The organism is Streptomyces sp. NPDC054834, assembly GCF_053611185.1.
In genome coordinates, this window is sequence record NZ_JBSGZV010000002.1 from 70,507 (window position 1) to 88,014 (window position 17,508).

Consider the following 17,508-nt stretch of genomic DNA (forward strand, 5'->3'; position numbering starts at 1 on the left):
GCACGCAGGGGTGGGGGCGCAGCGAAAACGCCTCCGTCACCAGATTAATCAAGACACGGGCCGATACGGCAGGGTCGAGCTCCCCGAGTCAGCCCTGATCTTCAGTGACGTGGGCCGTCGAGCGGGCCTCGGCGAGCGCCCGGAGGGTACGCGCGTCGGCGATGGCACGCTGCTTGGCGATGCCCGGCTGGATGCCGAGCGCGGGCAGGCTGGTGCCGTCGCTGAGGTTGAGGAACACCCAGGGATCGCCCGGACGGAGGTTCACCTGGAGGATTTCCGCCCAGTCCAGGCGCCGTTTGCTCGCGATGTTGACCACGGTGACGCCGGTGTCGTCGGCGACGACCTTCACCCGGGCGAGCTGGGCCAGCACGCCGAAGAGGAGCGCGCCGGTGAGGACGAAGCTGAGCCGCTCCCCCGGACCGAGGTGCTCCAGCAGCATCGCGATCCCCGAGATCACCACGAAGATCGCCAATCCCGCGGTGAGCAGGATCACGCGGGTGTGTCCCGGCCGGAAGGTGACGGGAAGGTCGGGAAGGTCGGACATCTCTGCTTACCCCTGCTTGCCTCTCCTGCCGGTCAGAGACGGCAGGCGTGGATCGCGGTGGTCAGGATGGCCCGGGCGCCGATCTCGTACAGGTCGTCCATGATCCGCTGGGCCTCCTTGGCCGGGACCATGGCACGGACGGCGACCCAGCCCTCGTTGTGCAGCGGGGAGACGGTCGGGGACTCCAGGCCCGGCGTGAGCGCGACGGCCTTCTCGAGCTGCTCTACGCGGCAGTCGTAGTCCATCATCACGTAGGTCCGCGCCACCAGGACGCCCTGGAGGCGGCGCAGGAACTGCTGCACCTTGGGCTCTTCGCTGTCGGAGCCGGCCCGGCGGATGACGATCGCCTCGGACTTCATGATCGGCTCGCCGAAGACCTCGAGGCCCGCGTTGCGCAGGCTGGTGCCCGTTTCGACGACGTCCGCGATGACTTCGGCCACGCCCAGCTCGATCGCGGTCTCCACGGCACCGTCGAGGTGGACGACGGAGGCGTCGACGCCGCTGTCAGCGAGGTGCTTGGCGACGATGCCCTCGTAGGAGGTGGCGACCGTCCTGCCCGTCAGGTCCTCGATGCCGTTCGCGGTGCCCGGCTTGGAGGCGAAGCGGAAGGTGGAGCGGGCGAAGCCGAGCGGGAGGATCTCCTCGGCGTTGGCGCCGGAGTCGATCAGCAGGTCGCGGCCGGTGATGCCGATGTCGAGGCGGCCGGAGGAGACGTAGATCGCGATGTCGCGGGGGCGGAGGTAGAAGAACTCGACCTCGTTCTCCGGGTCGACGATGCGCAGTTCCTTGGACTCGCGGCGCTGCTGGTAGCCGGCCTCATGCAGCATCTCCGCCGCAGGGCCGGACAGTGAACCCTTGTTGGGGACGGCGATGCGCAGCATGAGGTCGGCTTCCTTTGCTCGTTCTGTTCGGACAGGTGTGCGGTGCGGCTCAGAGGTGGGCGTAGACCTCGTCCAGGGAGATCCCGCGGGCGACCATCATCACCTGGACGTGGTAGAGCAGCTGCGAGATCTCCTCGGCGGCCGCCTCCTTGCCCTCGTACTCGGCGGCCATCCAGACCTCGGCGGCCTCCTCGACGACCTTCTTGCCGATGGCATGGACACCCTTGCCGACCAGCTCTGCGGTGCGGGAGGTGGCGGGGTCGCCGTGGGCGGCCTTGTGCTGGAGCTCGGTGAAGAGCTCCTCGAACGTCTTCTTGGACATGGTGGCGCCCACTCTACGCGGTGTGCCGCACGACCTAGTGCCACGGTTCAGATACTGAGCGAAGCGTGACCGCGGTCGCCACCGCGGCGGTCACGGCCTCGTGCCCCTTGTCCTCGTTCGAGCCGGCGAGACCGGCCCGGTCCAGAGCCTGCTCCTCGGTGTCGCAGGTCAGCACGCCGAAGCCGATGGGGACTCCGGTCTCCACGGAGACCTGGGTGAGGCCCTGGGTGACGCCCTGGCACACATAGTCGAAGTGGGGGGTGCCGCCGCGGATGACGACACCGAGGGCGACGACCGCGTCGTAGCCGCGTCCGGCCAGGACCTTCGCGGCCACCGGAAGCTCGAAGCTGCCGGGGACCCGGATCAGCGTGGGCTCGTCGATCCCCAGCTCACCGAGGGCGCGCAGGGCGCCGTCGACCAGACCGTCCATCACCTTGTCGTGCCACTGCGCCGCGACGACCGCGACCCTGAGGTCGCTCGCGTTGCGTACGGACAGTTCCGGTGCACCCTTGCCGCTCACGTCTCTCCTAAGTGCTTTCTCTTACTGGTTGCCACAGGTGGCCGCGGACGCGGCCACAGATGCTGCCGCGGACGCGGCCGTGGAGGCCGGCACGGCGGGCGTGTCCAGCCAGGGCAGGTCGTGGCCCATCCGGTCGCGCTTGGTGCGCAGGTAGCGGAGGTTGTGTTCGCCCGCCTGTACGGGCATCGGCTCGCGGCCGGTGACCTTGAGGCCGTGGCGCAGCAGCGCCTCGGTCTTCTCGGGGTTGTTGGTCATCAGGCGCAGGCTGCGGACGCCGAGGTCCGTGAGGATCTGCGCGCCGGCGCCGTAGTCGCGGGCGTCGGCGGGCAGGCCGAGTTCGAGGTTGGCGTCGAGGGTGTCGTGCCCCTGTTCCTGGAGCTCGTACGCCCGCAGCTTGGACAGCAGCCCGATGCCGCGGCCCTCGTGCCCGCGCAGATAGACCACGACTCCCCGGCCCTCGGCCTGGATCCGCTCGAGCGAGGTGTCCAGCTGGGGGCCGCAGTCGCAGCGCAGGGAGCCGAACACGTCGCCGGTGAGGCATTCGGAGTGGATCCGGACCAGGACGTCCTCGCCGTCGCGGAGGTCGCCGTGGACCAGGGCGACGTGCTCGACGCCGTCGACGGCGGAGCGGTAGCCGTACGCGGTGAAGGTGCCGTGGGCGGTGGGCAGCCGGGTCTCGGCCTCGCGCCGGACGGTGGGCTCGGAGCTGCGGCGGTAGGTGATCAGGTCCTCGATGGAGATGATCGTCAGACCGTGCTTGCGGGCGAACGGGATCAGCTCGGGCAGCCGGAGCATACGGCCGTCCTCGCCGGCGATCTCGACGATGGCGCCGGCCGGGCGGAGCCCCGCGAGCCGGGCGAGGTCGACGGCGGCCTCGGTGTGGCCGTCGCGGACCAGGACGCCACCGGGCCTGGCGCGCAGCGGGAAGACGTGGCCGGGGCGGACGAAGTCGGTGGGTCCGGCGTCGCCGCTCGCCAGCAGCTGGAGCGTGGTGGCCCGGTCGGAGGCGGAGATGCCGGTGGTCACGCCGTGCGCGGCGGAGGCGTCCACGGAGACGGTGAACGCCGTCTTCATCGACTCGGTGTTGTCATCGACCATCTGGGGCAGCCGCAGCCGGTCCAGCTCCTCGCCCTCCATGGGGGCGCAGATCAGTCCGCGGCACTCGCTCATCATGAAGGCGACGATCTCGGGCGTCGCCTTCTCGGCGGCGACGACGAGGTCGCCCTCGTTCTCCCGGTCCTCGTCGTCGACGACCACGACCGGACGCCCGGCCGCGATGTCGGCGATGGCCTGCTCGACCGGGTCGAGCGCGAAGTCCTCGAAGCCGTCCGTGCTGTACAGGATCGGTGCCGCTGTCATGCGGGTGCTCCTTCCAGAGCGGGCCGCGAGCCCTGGCGGGAGCGCAGCCACCAGTCGCGCATGCCCCACAGGACGAGCGCGCCGTAGATGACGTAGACGAAGCCGGAGAAGGCGTAGCCGTTGGCGAAGTTCAGGGGCACGCCGACGAGGTCGACGAGGAGCCAGGCGAACCAGAACTCGACCATGCCGCGCGCCTGGGCGTACATGGCGACGATGGTGCCGACGAAGATGTAGGCGTCCGGCCAGGGGTCCCAGGACAGGGACGGGTAGGCCTTGAAGAGCAGGGCGACCGCGACCGTGCCGACGGCGGCGGCGCCGAGCATGGCGGCGCGCTCGGGCCAGGTGGCGAAGCGCGGGACGATGTGACCGTCGCCGCCGTCTTCGGCCCGGCCCTTGTTGCGGTTCCACTGCCACCAGCCGTACAAGGCGACCGCCATGACCACGGCCTGCTTGCCGGCGCTTCCGGTCAGATGACCGTAGAAGGCTCCGAAGAGGACGAGACCGGACAGGAACTGGACCGGCCAGGTCCACAGCGAGCGTCGCCAGCCGAGTGCCAGGGCGATCAGGCCGAGGATGTTGCCGATCATGTCCGACCAGAGGATGTGCTGGCCGAGGAGGGTGAACGCCTCGGAGTTCAGCCCGTTCACCGCCCGGCCCCCTGACCCGCCGCCAGCAGTCGCTCGACGTACTTGGCGACGATGTCGACCTCGAGGTTGACCGGGTCGCCGGGCTGCTTGAGGCCGAGCGTGGTCAGGGCGAGGGTGGTGGGGATGAGGCTGACGGTGAAGTAGTCCGGGCCGGCGTCCACGACGGTGAGGCTGATGCCGTCGACGGTGATGGAGCCCTTCTCCACGACGTAGCGCGAGAGGTCCGCGGGGAGCGAGATCTTGATGATCTCCCAGTTGTCGGAGGGCTTGCGCTCCAGGACCTGTCCGGTTCCGTCGACGTGCCCCTGCACGATGTGGCCGCCGAGGCGGGCGCCCACCGCGGTGGGGCGCTCGAGGTTCACCCGGGATCCGGCGGAGAGGGCGCCCAGGCTGGAGCGGTCGAGGGTCTCGGCCATGACGTCGGCGGTGAACTCGTCGCCCTCGTGGTCGACGACGGTGAGACAGACTCCGTTGACGGCGATGGAGTCGCCGTGCTTCGCACCCTCGGTCACGACGGGGCCGCGCAGCCGGAAGCGGGAGGCGTCGCCGAGGTTCTCGACGGCGGTGACCTCACCCAGCTCTTCGACGATTCCGGTGAACACTTCCCGGGTCCTCCTGCCTCATTCGGGCACGGACTCCGGGGCTGTCGATGACGACAGAATGAACGGTCGAGCACACCGGGAACGCCTACGCCGGACGGGACCCGCCCGTTACGGACGAGCCCAGACGGCGGCGCGCACACGTGCATGCCCGCCCGCCGCGCACTGCCTCCCATCCGGACTTTAACCGTCGGTCCAGGAATTTCACCTGGTCAACCGGTCGCTGGAAGCGACCGGGTCGCGGACTGTAACCGCCGGTTCGGACTTTCACCGACCCCGGAGTGCGCTGCTTCTGGTACAGGGCCAGTCTGCCACGCCCGACCGTCACCCATGCGGGTGATCAATGTGGAGTGGCTCACAGGCCACCGAACCGCTGTCGGTCCATACTATTGACGCTCTGGTCTAGTCCTTTTAGGGTTCGGTCGGGCCCGGCGGTGGTGACGACGGCCCTTGCCCGCCGCCGGGTCGCGCTCTGGCAGGGTGGCCGTATGACCGCATCGTTCACCGACGTGTTCGAAGCCCACCGCCCGCGATTGTTCGGCCTGGCCTACCGGATGCTCGGCTCGGCCGAGGAGGCCGAGGACACGGTCCAGGACGCCTATCTGCGCTACAGCCGTGCCGACCGCGCGGACATCGAGCATCCGGCGGCCTGGCTGGCCAAGGTCGTCACCAACCTCTGCCTCACCCGGCTCACTTCGGCCCGGGCACGGCGCGAGCAGTACGTGGGCCCCTGGCTGCCGGAGCCGGTGGCCACCTCCGACGGCACTCTGGGACCGCTGGAGTCCGCGGAGCGGCGGGACGACCTGTCGATGGCGCTGATGGTCATGCTGGAGCGGCTGACGCCGACCGAGCGGGCGGTGTACGTACTGCGGGAGGCGTTCGGATACGGACACCGGGAGATCGCCGGCGTGCTGGACCTGAGCGAGGCCAACTGCCGCCAGCTCTACCGGCGGGCGGCGCACCGGGTGGCCGTGCCGGAGGACCGCTTCCAGCCCTCGCCCGAGCGCCGGGAGGAACTCGTCTCCTCGTTCGTCGCCGCGGCCCGCGACGGCGATCTGGCCGGGCTGGAGAAACTGCTCGCGGCCGATGTGACCTGGTGGAGCGACGGGGGCGGCAAGGTCAGGGCCGCCCTGCGGCCGATCGAGGGACGGGAGAAGGTCCTCCGCTTCCTGGCCGGCATCACCCGACGGTCCCCCGGGGGCACCGAGCTCACGGTGGCCGAGGTCAACGGCGACAGCGCGCTGGCCGTCTGGGCGGGCGACCTGCTCATCGGCACGGTCTCCTTCGAGTTCCACGACGGACTCGTCACGCAGATGCAGGCCATTCTGAACCCGGACAAGCTGCTCTTCGTACGGCGTCAGCTGGCGCGCTCGTGAAGTACGCCGCCGAGGGCTGTCACGTCGTACGGGGGTCGCGTGGTCTCAGCTGCTGAGGGGCGCCCCACCCGGCGGCGTCCGGTGTCCGGAAGAACGGAAGACAGCATGACCACGATCCTGGTGACCGGCGGTACCGGAACCCTGGGCCGGCCCGTCACGGAGCGGCTGCGGGCGGACGGGCACGAGGTGCGGGTGCTCAGCCGCCGCGCCCAGCCGTACGCCGTCGATCTGCGCGAAGGCGGGCGGGGACTGGACGCGGCCGTGGCGGGCGCCGACACCGTCGTGCACTGCGCGAGCACGCCGCGCGGCGGTGACGAGCGGGCGGCGGCGAACCTGATCGCGGCGGCCCGCCGGACGGGGGTGGGTCATCTTGTGTACATCTCCATCGTGGGCGTCGACCGGGTGCCGCTCGGCTACTACAAGGCGAAGCTCGCCGTCGAACGGCTGATCGAGGAGTCGGGTCTGGGCTGGACCGTGCTCCGGACGACGCAGTTCCACGACCTGGTCGCGCAACTGCTCGAGACGCTGGCCAAGCCGCCCGTGCTGCTTCTCCCCTCCGGGGTCTCCGACCAGCCGATCGAGGTGGCGGAAGTCGCCGCGCGCCTGGCTGAGTTGGCGGCCGGGGCACCAGCGGGGCGGGTGTCCGACATGGGCGGCCCCGAGGTGCGCTCGTTCCAGTCGCTGGCCCGCGCCTACCTGAAGGCGACGGGCCGGCGACGCCCCACCATGAACCTCTCCCTCCCCGGCAAGACCTTCCACGCCTTCCGCGAGGGTGGCCACCTCACACCACAGGGAGCGGTGGGCAAGGGCACGTTCGAGGAGTACCTGGGGCGGCGGTTCGCGGACGGCTCGGCGGGCTAGGGCGCGCGCCGTCGGCTTGGATTCGGCGGAGCCTCGGCGGGCTGGGGCGCCCGCGGTTGGCATCCAGGCGGGCGCGGATCGGGGGGCCGGCCTTCTCACGGCGCGCACGCGGGGGCCGGCCGGCGGTCCAGCACTCCGGTGGTACGAGGCTGGAGTCGCTCAGTGATCGGGCCTGAGATGGCCACGTCCGGCGTGCTCGGCCCTGCTTGCGGTCCGGTGCCCCGCGCGGCGCGGCTCCGCGGTGAGCCGCGCCGGGGAGCGGCTCCACGGACCCGCACTCCGGCGGTGAGCGCGCGGGCCCCGCACGGGGAACCACCGCTGCTGACTCCCCGTCCGGGACAGACCCGGCACGCCGACGCTCCCGGTCGCCACCATCCGAGACGCCCCGGCGGGCCGGCACCGGCGGGTGCCCCGGTGCCGTGCCGAGCCCGGCGGGCTACCGCCCCGGCGGTGCGAACAGTTCGTCCTGGGCGCGTTCCCGGGCCGTCAGCAGGGCCCCGCGGAGTACCGCCGTGCCGCCCAGGCCGCTCGCGCGCACCACGGTGGGCAGGGGTGACATCCGGCCGATGTGTTCCGCCACGCGCGCGGCGAGCGCCTCGCCCCCGGCCTGGCCGACCTCGCCGCCGAGGACCACGCACCCCGGGTCCAGGATGGCGACGACGGAGGCGACGCCGAGGGCGATACGGCCGGCAAGGGCGTCGAGGAAAGGGCCGGCTGCCGGAGGTCCGTCCCGGCCGACGGCCGCCGCCTCCCGTACCGCGCCGGCCGCGCCGGCCTCCTCCTCGCCGGTCCCCGACAGCCCGTACTCCCCTGCCAGTTCGGCGACGGCCGCCGCCCCGACCAGGGAGTGGAAGCCGCCCGAGCAGTCGGTCGCCGTGGGCAGCACGGCCGTGCCCGGGACCGGCAGGAAGCCGATCTCGCCCGTGCCGCCGGAGGCGCCCCGGCGGAGGGTGCCGTCGAGGACGACGGCCGCGCCGGGGCTGTGGCCGAGCCAGAGCAGGACGAAGGTGTCCCGGTCCCGGGCGGCACCCTCCCGCTGCTCGGCCAGGGCGGCGAGGTTGGTCTCGTTCTCGACGCTGACGCGGGCCTCCGGAAAGCCCTCCTGGAGCGCGGCGACCAGACTGCGGTGCCAGCCGGGCAGCCCCGCCGAGTTCCGCAGTTCACCCGTACCGGGGTCGATCAGACCGGGCGCGCCGATGCCGACGGTGTGCAGCCGGTCGGCCCCGGCCTCCTTCACCGCCCGCTCCACCAGCGCCACCGCCTGCTCCACCGCCTGCTCTTCGACCGGTCCGGTCCCGGCGTCCCCGCCGATCGGCACGGAGGCCTCGGCGAGCACCCGGCCGAGCAGGTCGGACACCAGCACGGAGACGCTCTCGGTGCGGACGTCGAGCGCCGCCAGGTGGGCCCGGTCGGCGACGATGCCGTACAGCCGGGCGTTCGGGCCCCGGCGCTGTTCGCCCGACTCCCCGACCACCGTGATCAGGCCGGAGGCCGTGAGGCGTTCGACGAGGTCGGCGACCGTCGGCCGGGACAGTCCGGTCAGCTGCTTCAACTGCCCCGCCGTCAGCGGGCCTTCCTGCTGAAGCAGCCGCAGGGCGAGCCGGTCGTTGATGGCCCGGGCGGTGCTCGGTGATGCGGGCATGACCGGAATCCTCCCAGATCCGCGGGATCGGATGGCGTGGAAAGCCGCTATCTATCAGGCAGGGACCCTGATAGTTTACGGCGGTGCAATGGCGGGGTGCGTCCGACCAGGGAGGGATCGGAACATGAGTCACGTGACCAGCGCTGTCACCGAGCAGGACGACCGGCGAACGGCCAGGCGCGCCCGGTACGCCGTGGCGGCCGTCTTCGCCGTGCACGGCGCCGTCACCGGTTCCTTCGCCACCCGCGTGCCCTGGATCCAGGACCACGCCTCGCTGAGCACGGGGCAGCTCGGGTTCGCGCTGGCCTTCACGGCGTTCGGCGCCTCCTGCGCGATGCCGCTGGCCGGCCGGATCAGCCACCGCTTCGGCAGCCGTACCGCGCTGCGCGGCCTGATCGCGCTGTGGACACTGGCCCTGATCCTGCCGTCCCTCGCCCCCAACCTGTACACGCTGTGCCTGGCGATGTTCGTCTACGGAGCGACCGCCGGCACGGCCGACGTCGCGATGAACGCCCTCGGCGTGGAGGTGGAGCGCCGGCTGGACAAGTCGATCATGTCCGGGCTGCACGGCATGTGGAGTGCCGGCGCCCTGGTCGGCTCGGCCGCCGGCACGCTCGCCGCGCACCTCGGCTCGGACGCCCGCCTGCACTTCGCGTCCGCTTCGGTCACGCTCACGCTGCTCGGCGTGCTGGCGTGCGGCTGGGTGCTGGACGTGCAGCCCGCCGAGGACGAGGAGCCCCCGCCGCGGTTCGCGCTGCCGCCCAGGTCGGCGCTGCTGATCGGCGCGGTGGGCTTCTGCGCGGTGTTCGCGGAGGGCGCGAGCCTCGACTGGTCGGCGGTCTTCCTGCGCGACCGGCTGGACAGCTCGGCCGGTCTGGCGGCGGCGTCGACGACCGGGTTCATGCTGACCATGGCGGTGGCCCGGATCGCCGGGGACGCGGTGGTCAACCGCTTCGGGGCGGTCCGCACGGTCCGCGCCGGCGGCGTCCTCGCCGTCCTCGGCGGCCTGCTGATCGTCGTCGCGCGGCATCCGGCGGTGGCGATGACCGGGTTCGCGCTGATGGGTCTCGGGATCGCGGTCGTCGTCCCGCTGTGCTTCGCCGCGGCCGGCCACAGCGGCCCGAACCCCAGTCAGGCGATCGCGGGCGTGGCGACCATCACGTACACATCGGGCCTGATCGCGCCCAGCCTGATCGGCGGGGTGGCGCAGGCGACCAGCCTGGTGGTGTCGTTCTGCCTGGTGACGGCGCTGGCCTGCGGCCTCGCCGTCTTCGCGGGGGTGCTGGGCGGCGGCCGGCGGAACTCGCCGGAGGTCAGTCCGCGGGTCGCAGCAGTTCCCGACCGACAGCCCTGAAGCCGTCGGTCCAGGCGGTGGGGCGCAGCGTGGCCGCGTCCAGCCGGACCAGGACCCGGGTGCCGTGCGCGTAGGTGACCGTCCCGTCGGCCGAGCAGAAGCGGAAGCCGTACGTCAGTCCGGTGGTGCCGAGCCGTTCCAGCCAGAGGTGGACGGCGTAGGTGCCCGGGCTGGTCACCGGTGCCTCGTAGGTGATCCGCAGCTCCTTGACGGCGTTGCAGGCGTCCCCGGCGGCCACCCAGTCCCCGTCGAAGCGGACGCCGTGGGCCTGCCACAGCTCGGTCCAGGCGCGCTCGGCCAGCAGCGGGTAGCGGGCGTTGTGCAGCAGACCGAGCGCGTCCAGGTCGTCGAAGTGGACGGTGACGGGGATCAGCCGGCCGTACGACAGGGCGGGGACGGGCGGGGCTTCGGCGGTCACGGGTGGGGCTCCTGAGCGTGGCTGGACGGGGTGGTGCGGGAAACCCGGACCCCTGAGGACACTTGGGCCCTCATCCTAAGCGAGCGCTCAGCAGCCCCGTCCGGGGCGGTCAGCCCGCTATCGAGTCCAGCTGCTCGGCGGCGGGCCGCAGCGCCCAGAGGTCCCCGCCGGGCGGGGCCTGAAGCTCGGGCACGGCCTTCTGGGCCGCCTGGTCCCCGGCGTCGGCGGCGGCGTGCACGACGTCGCTCGCCGCGTACCGGTAGAACTCCAGCTCGGGGTGCGCCCAGGCGGCGGCCCCGGTGGCGGCGGGGAGAAGGTAGTCGACCGCCTTGAACAGGCCCTGCCCCTCGGGCCCCCGGTAGCCCCACAGATTCACGCCGACATGGCGTCCGATGGCCGCGAGCCGGGTGTAGGCGACCAGGTCGAAGGTCGAATAGTGCCAGCTCCGGGTGCGCGCGAGCTCCTGCGGCTGGCTGCCGTCGGCGGCGATCTGCGGGTCGATCCGCTTGGCGCGCGCGTCGAGGACGGTCCGGCGCGCCAGGGCCTTGTCGCCGGTCGCGCAGGCGAGGGCGGCGAGCTGCATGTCGTAGAACGTGCCGTGGTTGTTGGCGGCGGCCCCCTCCTGCGCGCCGAAGTCGCTGCCCTTCAGCCAGTCACGGAAGTCGGAGTTCCACTTCCCCATCGCAGACCGGTCCTTCGCGGTCCAGCCGGGGGCGCCCGCGGCGAGGACCGCCTGTGCGTCGAGGACGCTGGTGTAGGACTGCGAGAAGTCGATGATGCCGATGGCCCGGCCGTCATACTTGCACGGGATGAACTGGGCATGGTTCAGGTTCGGGTTCATCCGGGTGGCCGGAGCGAGGAACCAGGTGCGCAGGATCTGCACGGCCTTCTCGGCGTAGCTCCGCCTGCCGGTGTAGTACCAGGCCAGGGAGAGGTCGTACGTGGAGTCGAAGACCTTCTCGACGTCCTGCCGGTCCGTGCCGCTGTCGACCTCCGGGTTCCGCTGTCCGTCGCGCTGGACGTAGGGGCACCCCCAGGGGTTGTCGGCGGTGGGGGCCGTGGTGGGCCACCAGTACGGGGCCTGGCTCAGGTAGTCGTGGACGTCGCCGCCGGGCGCCGGCTTCGGTTTGTCGACGACCGTCCAGGGCCCCTGGCCGAGCCAGGCGTCGGCGCGGGCAGTCAGGGCCTTGAGCGCACGCCCGAGCCGCGGGTCGCCATGGTCCAGGAGGGCCCGGGTCTGCTGGAGGCGCGTGCCGTCGAGGACCACCGTCCGGGGCACCTCGGGTGCCGCGTGGGCGACGGGTACGAGCACGGCGGCGAAGGTCGCCGCGGCCGCCGACAGCACGGCCGCACGGAATCCGGATCTTCCACTCATCAAGACACTCCGATCAAGTATGTGAACGCAGTTCATGAGTAGGACCGTGTGAGCGTAGAACCGCCAGCTACCCGTGACAATGGTCCGGACCGACTTCACGTACTAGGAAAGCGAAGCCTCACCATGGACCTCGGCGTCCGCTGGAAGCTGCACGGTGACGGGCGCACGCCCGTGCCCGGAGCGGTCGTACGCCCCGACGAACGGCTGTCCTGGCCGCGCACGGTGGGCCTCGGCGCCCAGCATGTGGTCGCGATGTTCGGGGCGTCCTTCGTCGCCCCCGTTCTGATGGGCCTCGACCCCAATCTGGCGATCATGATGTCCGGCGTCGCGACCGTGATCTTCCTGCTCGCCACACGCGGCCGGGTGCCGAGCTATCTCGGCTGCTCGCTGTCCTTCGTGGGCGTGGCCGCGGTGATCCGGGCGCAGGGGGGCACGAGCGCGACCGTGACCGGCGCGGTCTTCGTCGTCGGCGCGGCGCTGTTCCTGGCGGGGCTGGCGGTGCAGCGCTTCGGGGCGCGGATCATCCACGCCACGATGCCGCCGATCGTCACCGGCGCGGTCGTCATGCTGATCGGCTTCAACCTGGCCCCGGTGACCGCCTCCACCTACTGGCCGCAGGACCAGTGGACCGCCCTGCTGGTGATGCTCTTCACCGGTCTGGCCGTCGTCGGGCTGCGCGGCTTCTGGTCCCGGGTCGCGATCTTCCTGGGGCTGGTCTTCGGATACGGCCTCTCCTGGGCCTGCGACCGGATCTTCGGCAAGATCCACTCGGTGGACGCGAGCGGCAAGGTCACCGACCACTGGCGCCTCGACCTCTCCGGTGTCGGCAAGGCCGACTGGATCGGGCTGCCGTCGTTCCACGGGCCGTCCTTCCAGTGGTCGGCCATCCTCGTCGCCCTGCCGGTCGTCATCGCCCTGGTCGCGGAGAACGCCGGGCACGTCAAGGCGGTCGGCGAGATGACCGGCCACCGGCTGGACGACAAGCTGGGCACGGCGATCTCGGCCGACGGCGTCGCGTCGATGCTGTCCACCGCCGTGGGCGGCCCGCCCAACACCACGTACTCCGAGAACATCGGCGTGATGGCCGCGACCCGGGTGTACTCGACGGCCGCCTACTGGGCTGCCGCGGGCTTCGCGGTGCTCTTCGGCGTCTGCCCGAAGTTCGGCGCGGTCGTCGCCGCCGTCCCGGGCGGTGTGCTCGGCGGCATCACCGTCATCCTGTACGGCATGATCGGCCTGCTCGGCGCCCAGATCTGGACCAATGCCGGGGTCGACCTGCGCAATCCGCTCAACCTCGTCCCCGCCGCCGCGGGCATCATCATCGGCGTCGGCAACGTGACGATGAAGTTCACCGACACCTTCTCGCTCAGCGGCATCGCACTCGGCACGCTGGTCACCATCACCGGCTACCACGCCCTGCGGGCCTTCGCCCCCGCCCACCTCAAGCCGCAGGAGCCACTGCTGGACGAGGGCACGTCGTCCTACGACGAGGACGCGGCGGCCCGCACCGAACTGGAGGCGTGAGCCCCAGGCGCGAGCCGGGCGGAGGCGTCGGTCCATGCGCCGTACGCGGGGAGGCGGGCCACAGCCCCGGAAGGCCCCGCCGCGCCCGAACGCGGGCCTCGATGACCGCCGAGGCGCAGTCGGCGAACCGGACGGCGGCCCTCGTCGGCGGCGCGGGACCCGATGAGCGCGCCGAGGGCCGGCGCGGCGCCCGCCTCGGCCCTGGACCCGGCGTCGGCGGCGCGGTGTCCGTCCTCGAACGCCGCGACCATCCCCCTCACCATGCCCCCGGCGACCACGGCCCAGGCCACCGCCGCCATCGCGGTCGCGACCGGACCGCCATGGTCGCCAGGGCACAGCCGGCGAACCGGACGACGGCCGGCATCGGCGGCATGGCGCCCGTCACCGAAAGCCGCGACCACCCCCGTCACCGTGGCCCCCGGCGACCACGGCCCAGGCCACCGCCGCCATCGCGGCGCGGCGAAGGGCGTGTGGGCGCCGGGCCCCGCGGGCGGCCGGAGGCCGGGCGCGTAAGCCTGACAGGGTGCTGTTCCCGCCTTCCCCAAAAGCGCCCGCGTTCCCCCGTTCCGGGGAAGCGCCGGGCCCGTCGGCTCCCCCGTCGGTCCGGGGCTGGGACCCTTCCCCCATGGCGCCGTTGAAACACCTCACCCCCTCCGTCGAGACCGTCGTCTCCCGCATGCGCGCCCTGGACGGCACCCTGCCCGCGCGCGACGGGATCGCGGTGTTCAACCGCGTCTACCTGGCCGTCACCGAGGAGGTCGAACGACGCCTGCACACCGGGGCGTTCGCGGACGCACGGGCCGCGACCGCGCTGGACGTGCGGTTCGCCGAGCGGTATCTCGCCGCGGTCGACGCGGTCGCGGACGACCGCCGTCCGCCGGCCTGCTGGCGGCCGCTGTTCCAGCTCCGCCGCCACCCCGGCGTACGACCGCTTCAGTTCGCCCTCGCGGGCATCAACGCGCACATCGGGCACGACCTGGCGCTGGCCGTCGTGGACACCTGTCGTGCCCTCGGCTGCGAACCGGCCGACCTGGAGGACGAGTTCGACCGCGTGGGCGACCTCCTCGTGACGCTGGAGGAGCGCATCCGCGAGGATCTGATGCCGGGCCCCGACCTGCTCCAGATCGCCGACCCGCTCACCCATCTGCTGGGCTCCTGGAGCCTGGAGCGCGCCCGGGACGCCACCTGGTCGGCCGCGCGGGCGCTGTGGGCGCTGCGCCGGTTCGAGGACCTGGCCGAGGAATTCACCGACCGCCTGGACTCGGCCGTCGGCTTCGCGGGCCGCATGCTGCTCACGCCGCTACCGGACTGATCCGGCCACGCGGGGGCTTCGCGCCCTCAACTCCTGTGTGAACGTTGTACGTTCGACACCAACCGACCTTCTGCAAAGGAGCGCAGGGTATGGCGACGCGGCTCGGACTCGGCCTTCCCCAGAACAAGCAGTACGACCTCGGGCGGGACGTGCCCGACGTGGCGCGCACCGCCGAGCGGATCGGCTACGAGAGCCTGTGGGTGTACGAGCGGCTCCTCGTCCCCGATCCCGCCACGCAGGGCCTGTACGGCATCGAGGGCCTCCCCTGGCCGGACGGCTACCGCGGTGTCGCCGAGCCGCTGGTCACCCTCACCCTCGCCGCCGCGGCGACCGAGCGGGCGCGGCTGGGCACCAGCGTGCTGGTCGCCCCGCTGCACGTGCCGTTCCAGCTGGCCAAGGCCCTCGCCACCCTGGACGCGGCCAGCGGCGGCCGGGTGGTGGCGGGCCTCGGCACCGGCTGGTCGTTCGACGAGTACGCGGCCGCGTCGGTACGGCCCTTCGAGGAGCGCGGGCAGGTCCTGGACGAGCTGATCGAGGTGTGCCGCGCGGTCTGGGGCCCGGACCCGGTGTCGTACGGCGGGCGGATCACGAAGATCGCCCCGGCCGTGGTCGGTCCCAAGCCGGCCCGGCCCATCCCGATCCTGCTGGCGGCCGGCGCCGGGAAGGCCAAGCGCCGCCTCGTCGACCACGCCGACGGCTGGATGCCGGCGGGCATGGGTGCCGACACCCTCGCCGCACAGTGGCGCGACCTCCAGGAGCTGGCCGCAGAACGTGGGCGCACCGAACCGATCCAGACGGTTCTGCGCACCAACGCGGAGTACCAGGCGCAGGGCTACGACGGGGCGGACCGGCGGCCCTTCCAGGGCAGCGTCGACCAGATCGTGGAGGACCTGGCCGCGCACGCCGAGGTCGGTCTCGACGAGATCTTCATCGACCTCCAGCACGGCACACGGGACGCCCAGGAGCTCAAGGACGTCGCCGCGGAGGTCTACGAGAAGGCGCGCGCGGCGGGGGTGTGAACGCCGGTCAGTCCTCCGGGAGTTCGACAGGGGCGATCTCGTCGTAGACGTCACCGGGACCGGGGTTGCCCGGGTCGGTGGCGCCGCCGAGGTGGTGCATGACGCCCCACACCGCGTTCAGCGCGGTCTGGATTGCGCCCTCGGCCCAGCCGGCCGTCCAGGAGATGTCGTCGCCGGCGAGGAAGACGCCCCGCTTGTCCTCGGGCAGCCGGTCCTGCATGAAGTGCGTGAACAGGCGCCTCTGGTAACGGTAGTGGCCGGGCAGGTTGGCCTTGAACGCGCCCATGAAGTAGGGCTCGTTCTCCCAGGAGACGGTCACCGGGTTGCCGATGATGTGCTTCCGGATGTCGACCTTCGGGTAGATCTCGCCGAGCGACTTCAGCATGACCTCCATCCGCTCGTTCGCGGACAGCGGCAGCCACTTCAGGCTGTCGTCGCACCAGGTGTAGGAGAGGCAGATGACGGCGGGCTTGTCCGGGCCGTCGTCGAGGAGGTAGGTGCCGCGGGTCATCCGGTCGGTGAGCGTCATCGACATGACGTCCCGGCCGGTCTCCTCATCCTTGTCCAGCCAGAACGGCCGGTCCACGGGCACAAAGAGCTTCGAGGACTCCATGTAGTGGGTGCGCTCGATCGCCGTCCAGTGGTCGATCGGGAAGAGCGAGTCGTCGCAGGCGATCTTCGACAGCAGCATCCAGGACTGGGCGGTGAAGACCGCCGCCTTGTACGTGCGGATGTCACCGTTCGCGTCCGTCACCGTGATCTGGTTGCCCGCGGTGCGGTGCAGCCGGGTCACGGCCGGGCGGGGCTCGCCGTCCACGTGCAGGGACGCCAGCGAGGTGCCGTGCGGCCAGTGGACGATCTTCTCCGGCTCGCGCTGCCACAGCCGCAGCGGGAGCTGCTGGGAGCCGCCGACGATGCCGCGGTGGTGGTCGTCGGCCTCGGTGTAGACGACCCGCAGGATCTCCAGGATGGAGTTGGGGAAGTCGGTGTCCCAGCCGCCGGTGCCGAAGCCGACCTGGCCGAAGATCTCGCGGTGGCGGAAGGACTTGAAGGCCTCGGAGTCGCAGAGGAATCCGTAGAAGGTCTGGTTGTCCAGCTTCTCGACCAGCTTCGCCCAGATCTCGCGGATGCGCGGCACGTCCCGCTCGCGCAGGGCGCGGTTCATGTCGGAGAAGTCGGCGCCCTCCTCCAGGCACGTGTTCCAGGCGTCGGCGACATCGCGGTAGACCTGCGGCAGGTCGTCGATCGTCTCGGCGTAGTGCGACTCGCCCTTGAGGTCGACGACGGTCGAGGGCGTCGCCTCCGCAAGGGGGTTGGGGAAGGGCTGGGTCTCCAGGCCCACCAGGTCGATGTAGTGCTGGAGGGCGGTGGAGGACGGCGGGAAGCGCATCGCGCCCATCTCGGCGGTCAGCGACGGGTCACAGCCCTCGAAGCCGACCGTCCGCAGCCGGCCGCCGAGCTGGTCGGCCTCGTAGACGACGGGCTTGAGGCCCATCTTCATCAGCTCGTAGGCGGCCACGATGCCGGACAGGCCGCCGCCGATGACCGCCACCTCGGCGCCGTGCTCGGTCGCCGGGATCTGGCCGAGGCCCGCCGGGTGGGCGAGGAAGTCGTCATAGGCGTAGGGGAAGTCCGGACCGAACATGGTGATCGGCGGCTGCTGCTCGTCTGCGTGCTCGACGGCGTTGGGCACCGTGGACGTCATGGGGTACGGACTCCTTGCGCGAGAGGTGAAACAGGGGGAGGCTTTTCCGG

At 71.8% G+C, this 17,508-nt stretch carries 18 protein-coding genes and 1 riboswitch; of the genes, 6 read left to right on the forward strand and 12 right to left on the reverse strand.

Annotated elements, in window-relative coordinates; genetic code table 11:
* Positions 1 to 88: 88 nt before the first annotated feature.
* From ACWGJM_RS02935 to ACWGJM_RS02965, 7 genes are read right to left on the reverse strand one after another with little or no spacing between them, the layout of a single operon-like run.
* Positions 89 to 544, reverse strand: a complete 456-nt coding sequence (locus tag ACWGJM_RS02935) for a PH domain-containing protein (protein ID WP_453409896.1) — start codon at positions 542 to 544, stop codon at positions 89 to 91.
* Positions 545 to 576: 32 nt separating this feature from the next.
* Entirely contained in the window at positions 577 to 1,425 is an 849-nt protein-coding gene (hisG, locus tag ACWGJM_RS02940) for an ATP phosphoribosyltransferase (RefSeq protein ID WP_453409897.1), read from the reverse strand.
* A gap of 49 nt (positions 1,426 to 1,474) precedes the next feature.
* Positions 1,475 to 1,747, reverse strand: coding sequence for a phosphoribosyl-ATP diphosphatase (locus tag ACWGJM_RS02945; protein WP_360975984.1), 273 nt, complete (start codon positions 1,745 to 1,747; stop codon positions 1,475 to 1,477).
* A gap of 34 nt (positions 1,748 to 1,781) precedes the next feature.
* On the reverse strand, positions 1,782 to 2,267 hold the full coding sequence (gene ribH, locus ACWGJM_RS02950) for a 6,7-dimethyl-8-ribityllumazine synthase (protein ID WP_453409898.1): 486 nt from the start codon (positions 2,265 to 2,267) through the stop codon (positions 1,782 to 1,784).
* Between the two features lie 21 nt (positions 2,268 to 2,288).
* Complete coding sequence (locus ACWGJM_RS02955; RefSeq protein WP_453409899.1) at positions 2,289 to 3,626, reverse strand: bifunctional 3,4-dihydroxy-2-butanone-4-phosphate synthase/GTP cyclohydrolase II; 1,338 nt, start codon at positions 3,624 to 3,626, stop codon at positions 2,289 to 2,291.
* Complete coding sequence (gene pnuC / locus ACWGJM_RS02960) at positions 3,623 to 4,273, reverse strand: nicotinamide riboside transporter PnuC (protein ID WP_453409900.1); 651 nt, start codon at positions 4,271 to 4,273, stop codon at positions 3,623 to 3,625. Before pnuC ends, ACWGJM_RS02955 begins: the two co-directional genes overlap by 4 nt.
* Positions 4,270 to 4,875 (reverse strand): riboflavin synthase, encoded by a 606-nt coding sequence (locus tag ACWGJM_RS02965; RefSeq protein WP_361804923.1) that lies wholly within the window; start codon positions 4,873 to 4,875, stop codon positions 4,270 to 4,272. The genes pnuC and ACWGJM_RS02965 overlap by 4 nt, the downstream gene beginning before the upstream one ends.
* A gap of 155 nt (positions 4,876 to 5,030) precedes the next feature.
* A riboswitch (FMN riboswitch) is annotated at positions 5,031 to 5,161 on the reverse strand.
* Between the two features lie 199 nt (positions 5,162 to 5,360).
* Between ACWGJM_RS02965 and ACWGJM_RS02970 the strand changes: the two genes are divergently transcribed.
* Together ACWGJM_RS02970 and ACWGJM_RS02975 are read left to right on the forward strand one after the other, a co-directional pair.
* A complete protein-coding gene (locus ACWGJM_RS02970; RefSeq protein ID WP_453409901.1) occupies positions 5,361 to 6,248 on the forward strand; it encodes an RNA polymerase sigma-70 factor in 888 nt (295 codons plus the stop codon).
* 105 nt (positions 6,249 to 6,353) lie between these two features.
* Positions 6,354 to 7,109 (forward strand): SDR family oxidoreductase, encoded by a 756-nt coding sequence (locus tag ACWGJM_RS02975; protein WP_453409902.1) that lies wholly within the window; start codon positions 6,354 to 6,356, stop codon positions 7,107 to 7,109.
* A 436-nt stretch (positions 7,110 to 7,545) separates the two neighbouring features.
* Here ACWGJM_RS02975 and ACWGJM_RS02980 read toward each other — a convergent pair whose 3' ends face one another.
* Positions 7,546 to 8,751, reverse strand: coding sequence for an ROK family transcriptional regulator (locus tag ACWGJM_RS02980; RefSeq protein ID WP_453409903.1), 1,206 nt, complete (start codon positions 8,749 to 8,751; stop codon positions 7,546 to 7,548).
* A gap of 124 nt (positions 8,752 to 8,875) precedes the next feature.
* Here ACWGJM_RS02980 and ACWGJM_RS02985 point away from each other — a divergent pair, with 124 nt between their 5' ends.
* Positions 8,876 to 10,105 (forward strand): MFS transporter, encoded by a 1,230-nt coding sequence (locus ACWGJM_RS02985; RefSeq protein ID WP_453409904.1) that lies wholly within the window; start codon positions 8,876 to 8,878, stop codon positions 10,103 to 10,105.
* Here ACWGJM_RS02985 and ACWGJM_RS02990 read toward each other — a convergent pair.
* A complete protein-coding gene (locus ACWGJM_RS02990) occupies positions 10,065 to 10,523 on the reverse strand; it encodes an acyl-CoA thioesterase (RefSeq protein ID WP_453409905.1) in 459 nt (152 codons plus the stop codon). The two genes, ACWGJM_RS02985 and ACWGJM_RS02990, sit on opposite strands and share 41 nt — an antisense overlap.
* A gap of 109 nt (positions 10,524 to 10,632) precedes the next feature.
* Positions 10,633 to 11,898 (reverse strand): alginate lyase family protein, encoded by a 1,266-nt coding sequence (locus ACWGJM_RS02995; protein ID WP_453409906.1) that lies wholly within the window; start codon positions 11,896 to 11,898, stop codon positions 10,633 to 10,635.
* Between the two features lie 123 nt (positions 11,899 to 12,021).
* Between ACWGJM_RS02995 and ACWGJM_RS03000 the strand changes: the two genes are divergently transcribed.
* Positions 12,022 to 13,422 carry a uracil-xanthine permease family protein gene (locus tag ACWGJM_RS03000; RefSeq protein WP_453409907.1) on the forward strand — a complete coding sequence of 467 codons (1,401 nt, stop codon included), beginning with the start codon at positions 12,022 to 12,024 and terminating at the stop codon, positions 13,420 to 13,422.
* On the opposite strand, the gene ACWGJM_RS03005 is transcribed toward ACWGJM_RS03000, so the two are convergent.
* Positions 13,380 to 13,823, reverse strand: coding sequence for a hypothetical protein (locus tag ACWGJM_RS03005; RefSeq protein WP_453409908.1), 444 nt, complete (start codon positions 13,821 to 13,823; stop codon positions 13,380 to 13,382). The two genes, ACWGJM_RS03000 and ACWGJM_RS03005, sit on opposite strands and share 43 nt — an antisense overlap.
* Positions 13,824 to 14,047: 224 nt before the next feature.
* Here ACWGJM_RS03005 and ACWGJM_RS03010 point away from each other — a divergent pair, with 224 nt between their 5' ends.
* Positions 14,048 to 14,734, forward strand: coding sequence for a DUF5995 family protein (locus ACWGJM_RS03010; RefSeq protein WP_453409909.1), 687 nt, complete (start codon positions 14,048 to 14,050; stop codon positions 14,732 to 14,734).
* Between the two features lie 89 nt (positions 14,735 to 14,823).
* Positions 14,824 to 15,753 (forward strand): LLM class F420-dependent oxidoreductase, encoded by a 930-nt coding sequence (locus ACWGJM_RS03015; protein WP_453409910.1) that lies wholly within the window; start codon positions 14,824 to 14,826, stop codon positions 15,751 to 15,753.
* Between the two features lie 7 nt (positions 15,754 to 15,760).
* On the opposite strand, the gene ACWGJM_RS03020 is transcribed toward ACWGJM_RS03015, so the two are convergent.
* Positions 15,761 to 17,458: a flavin monoamine oxidase family protein gene (locus ACWGJM_RS03020; RefSeq protein ID WP_453409911.1), complete on the reverse strand. Its 1,698-nt coding sequence runs from the start codon at positions 17,456 to 17,458 to the stop codon at positions 15,761 to 15,763.
* Positions 17,459 to 17,508 lie beyond the last annotated feature (50 nt).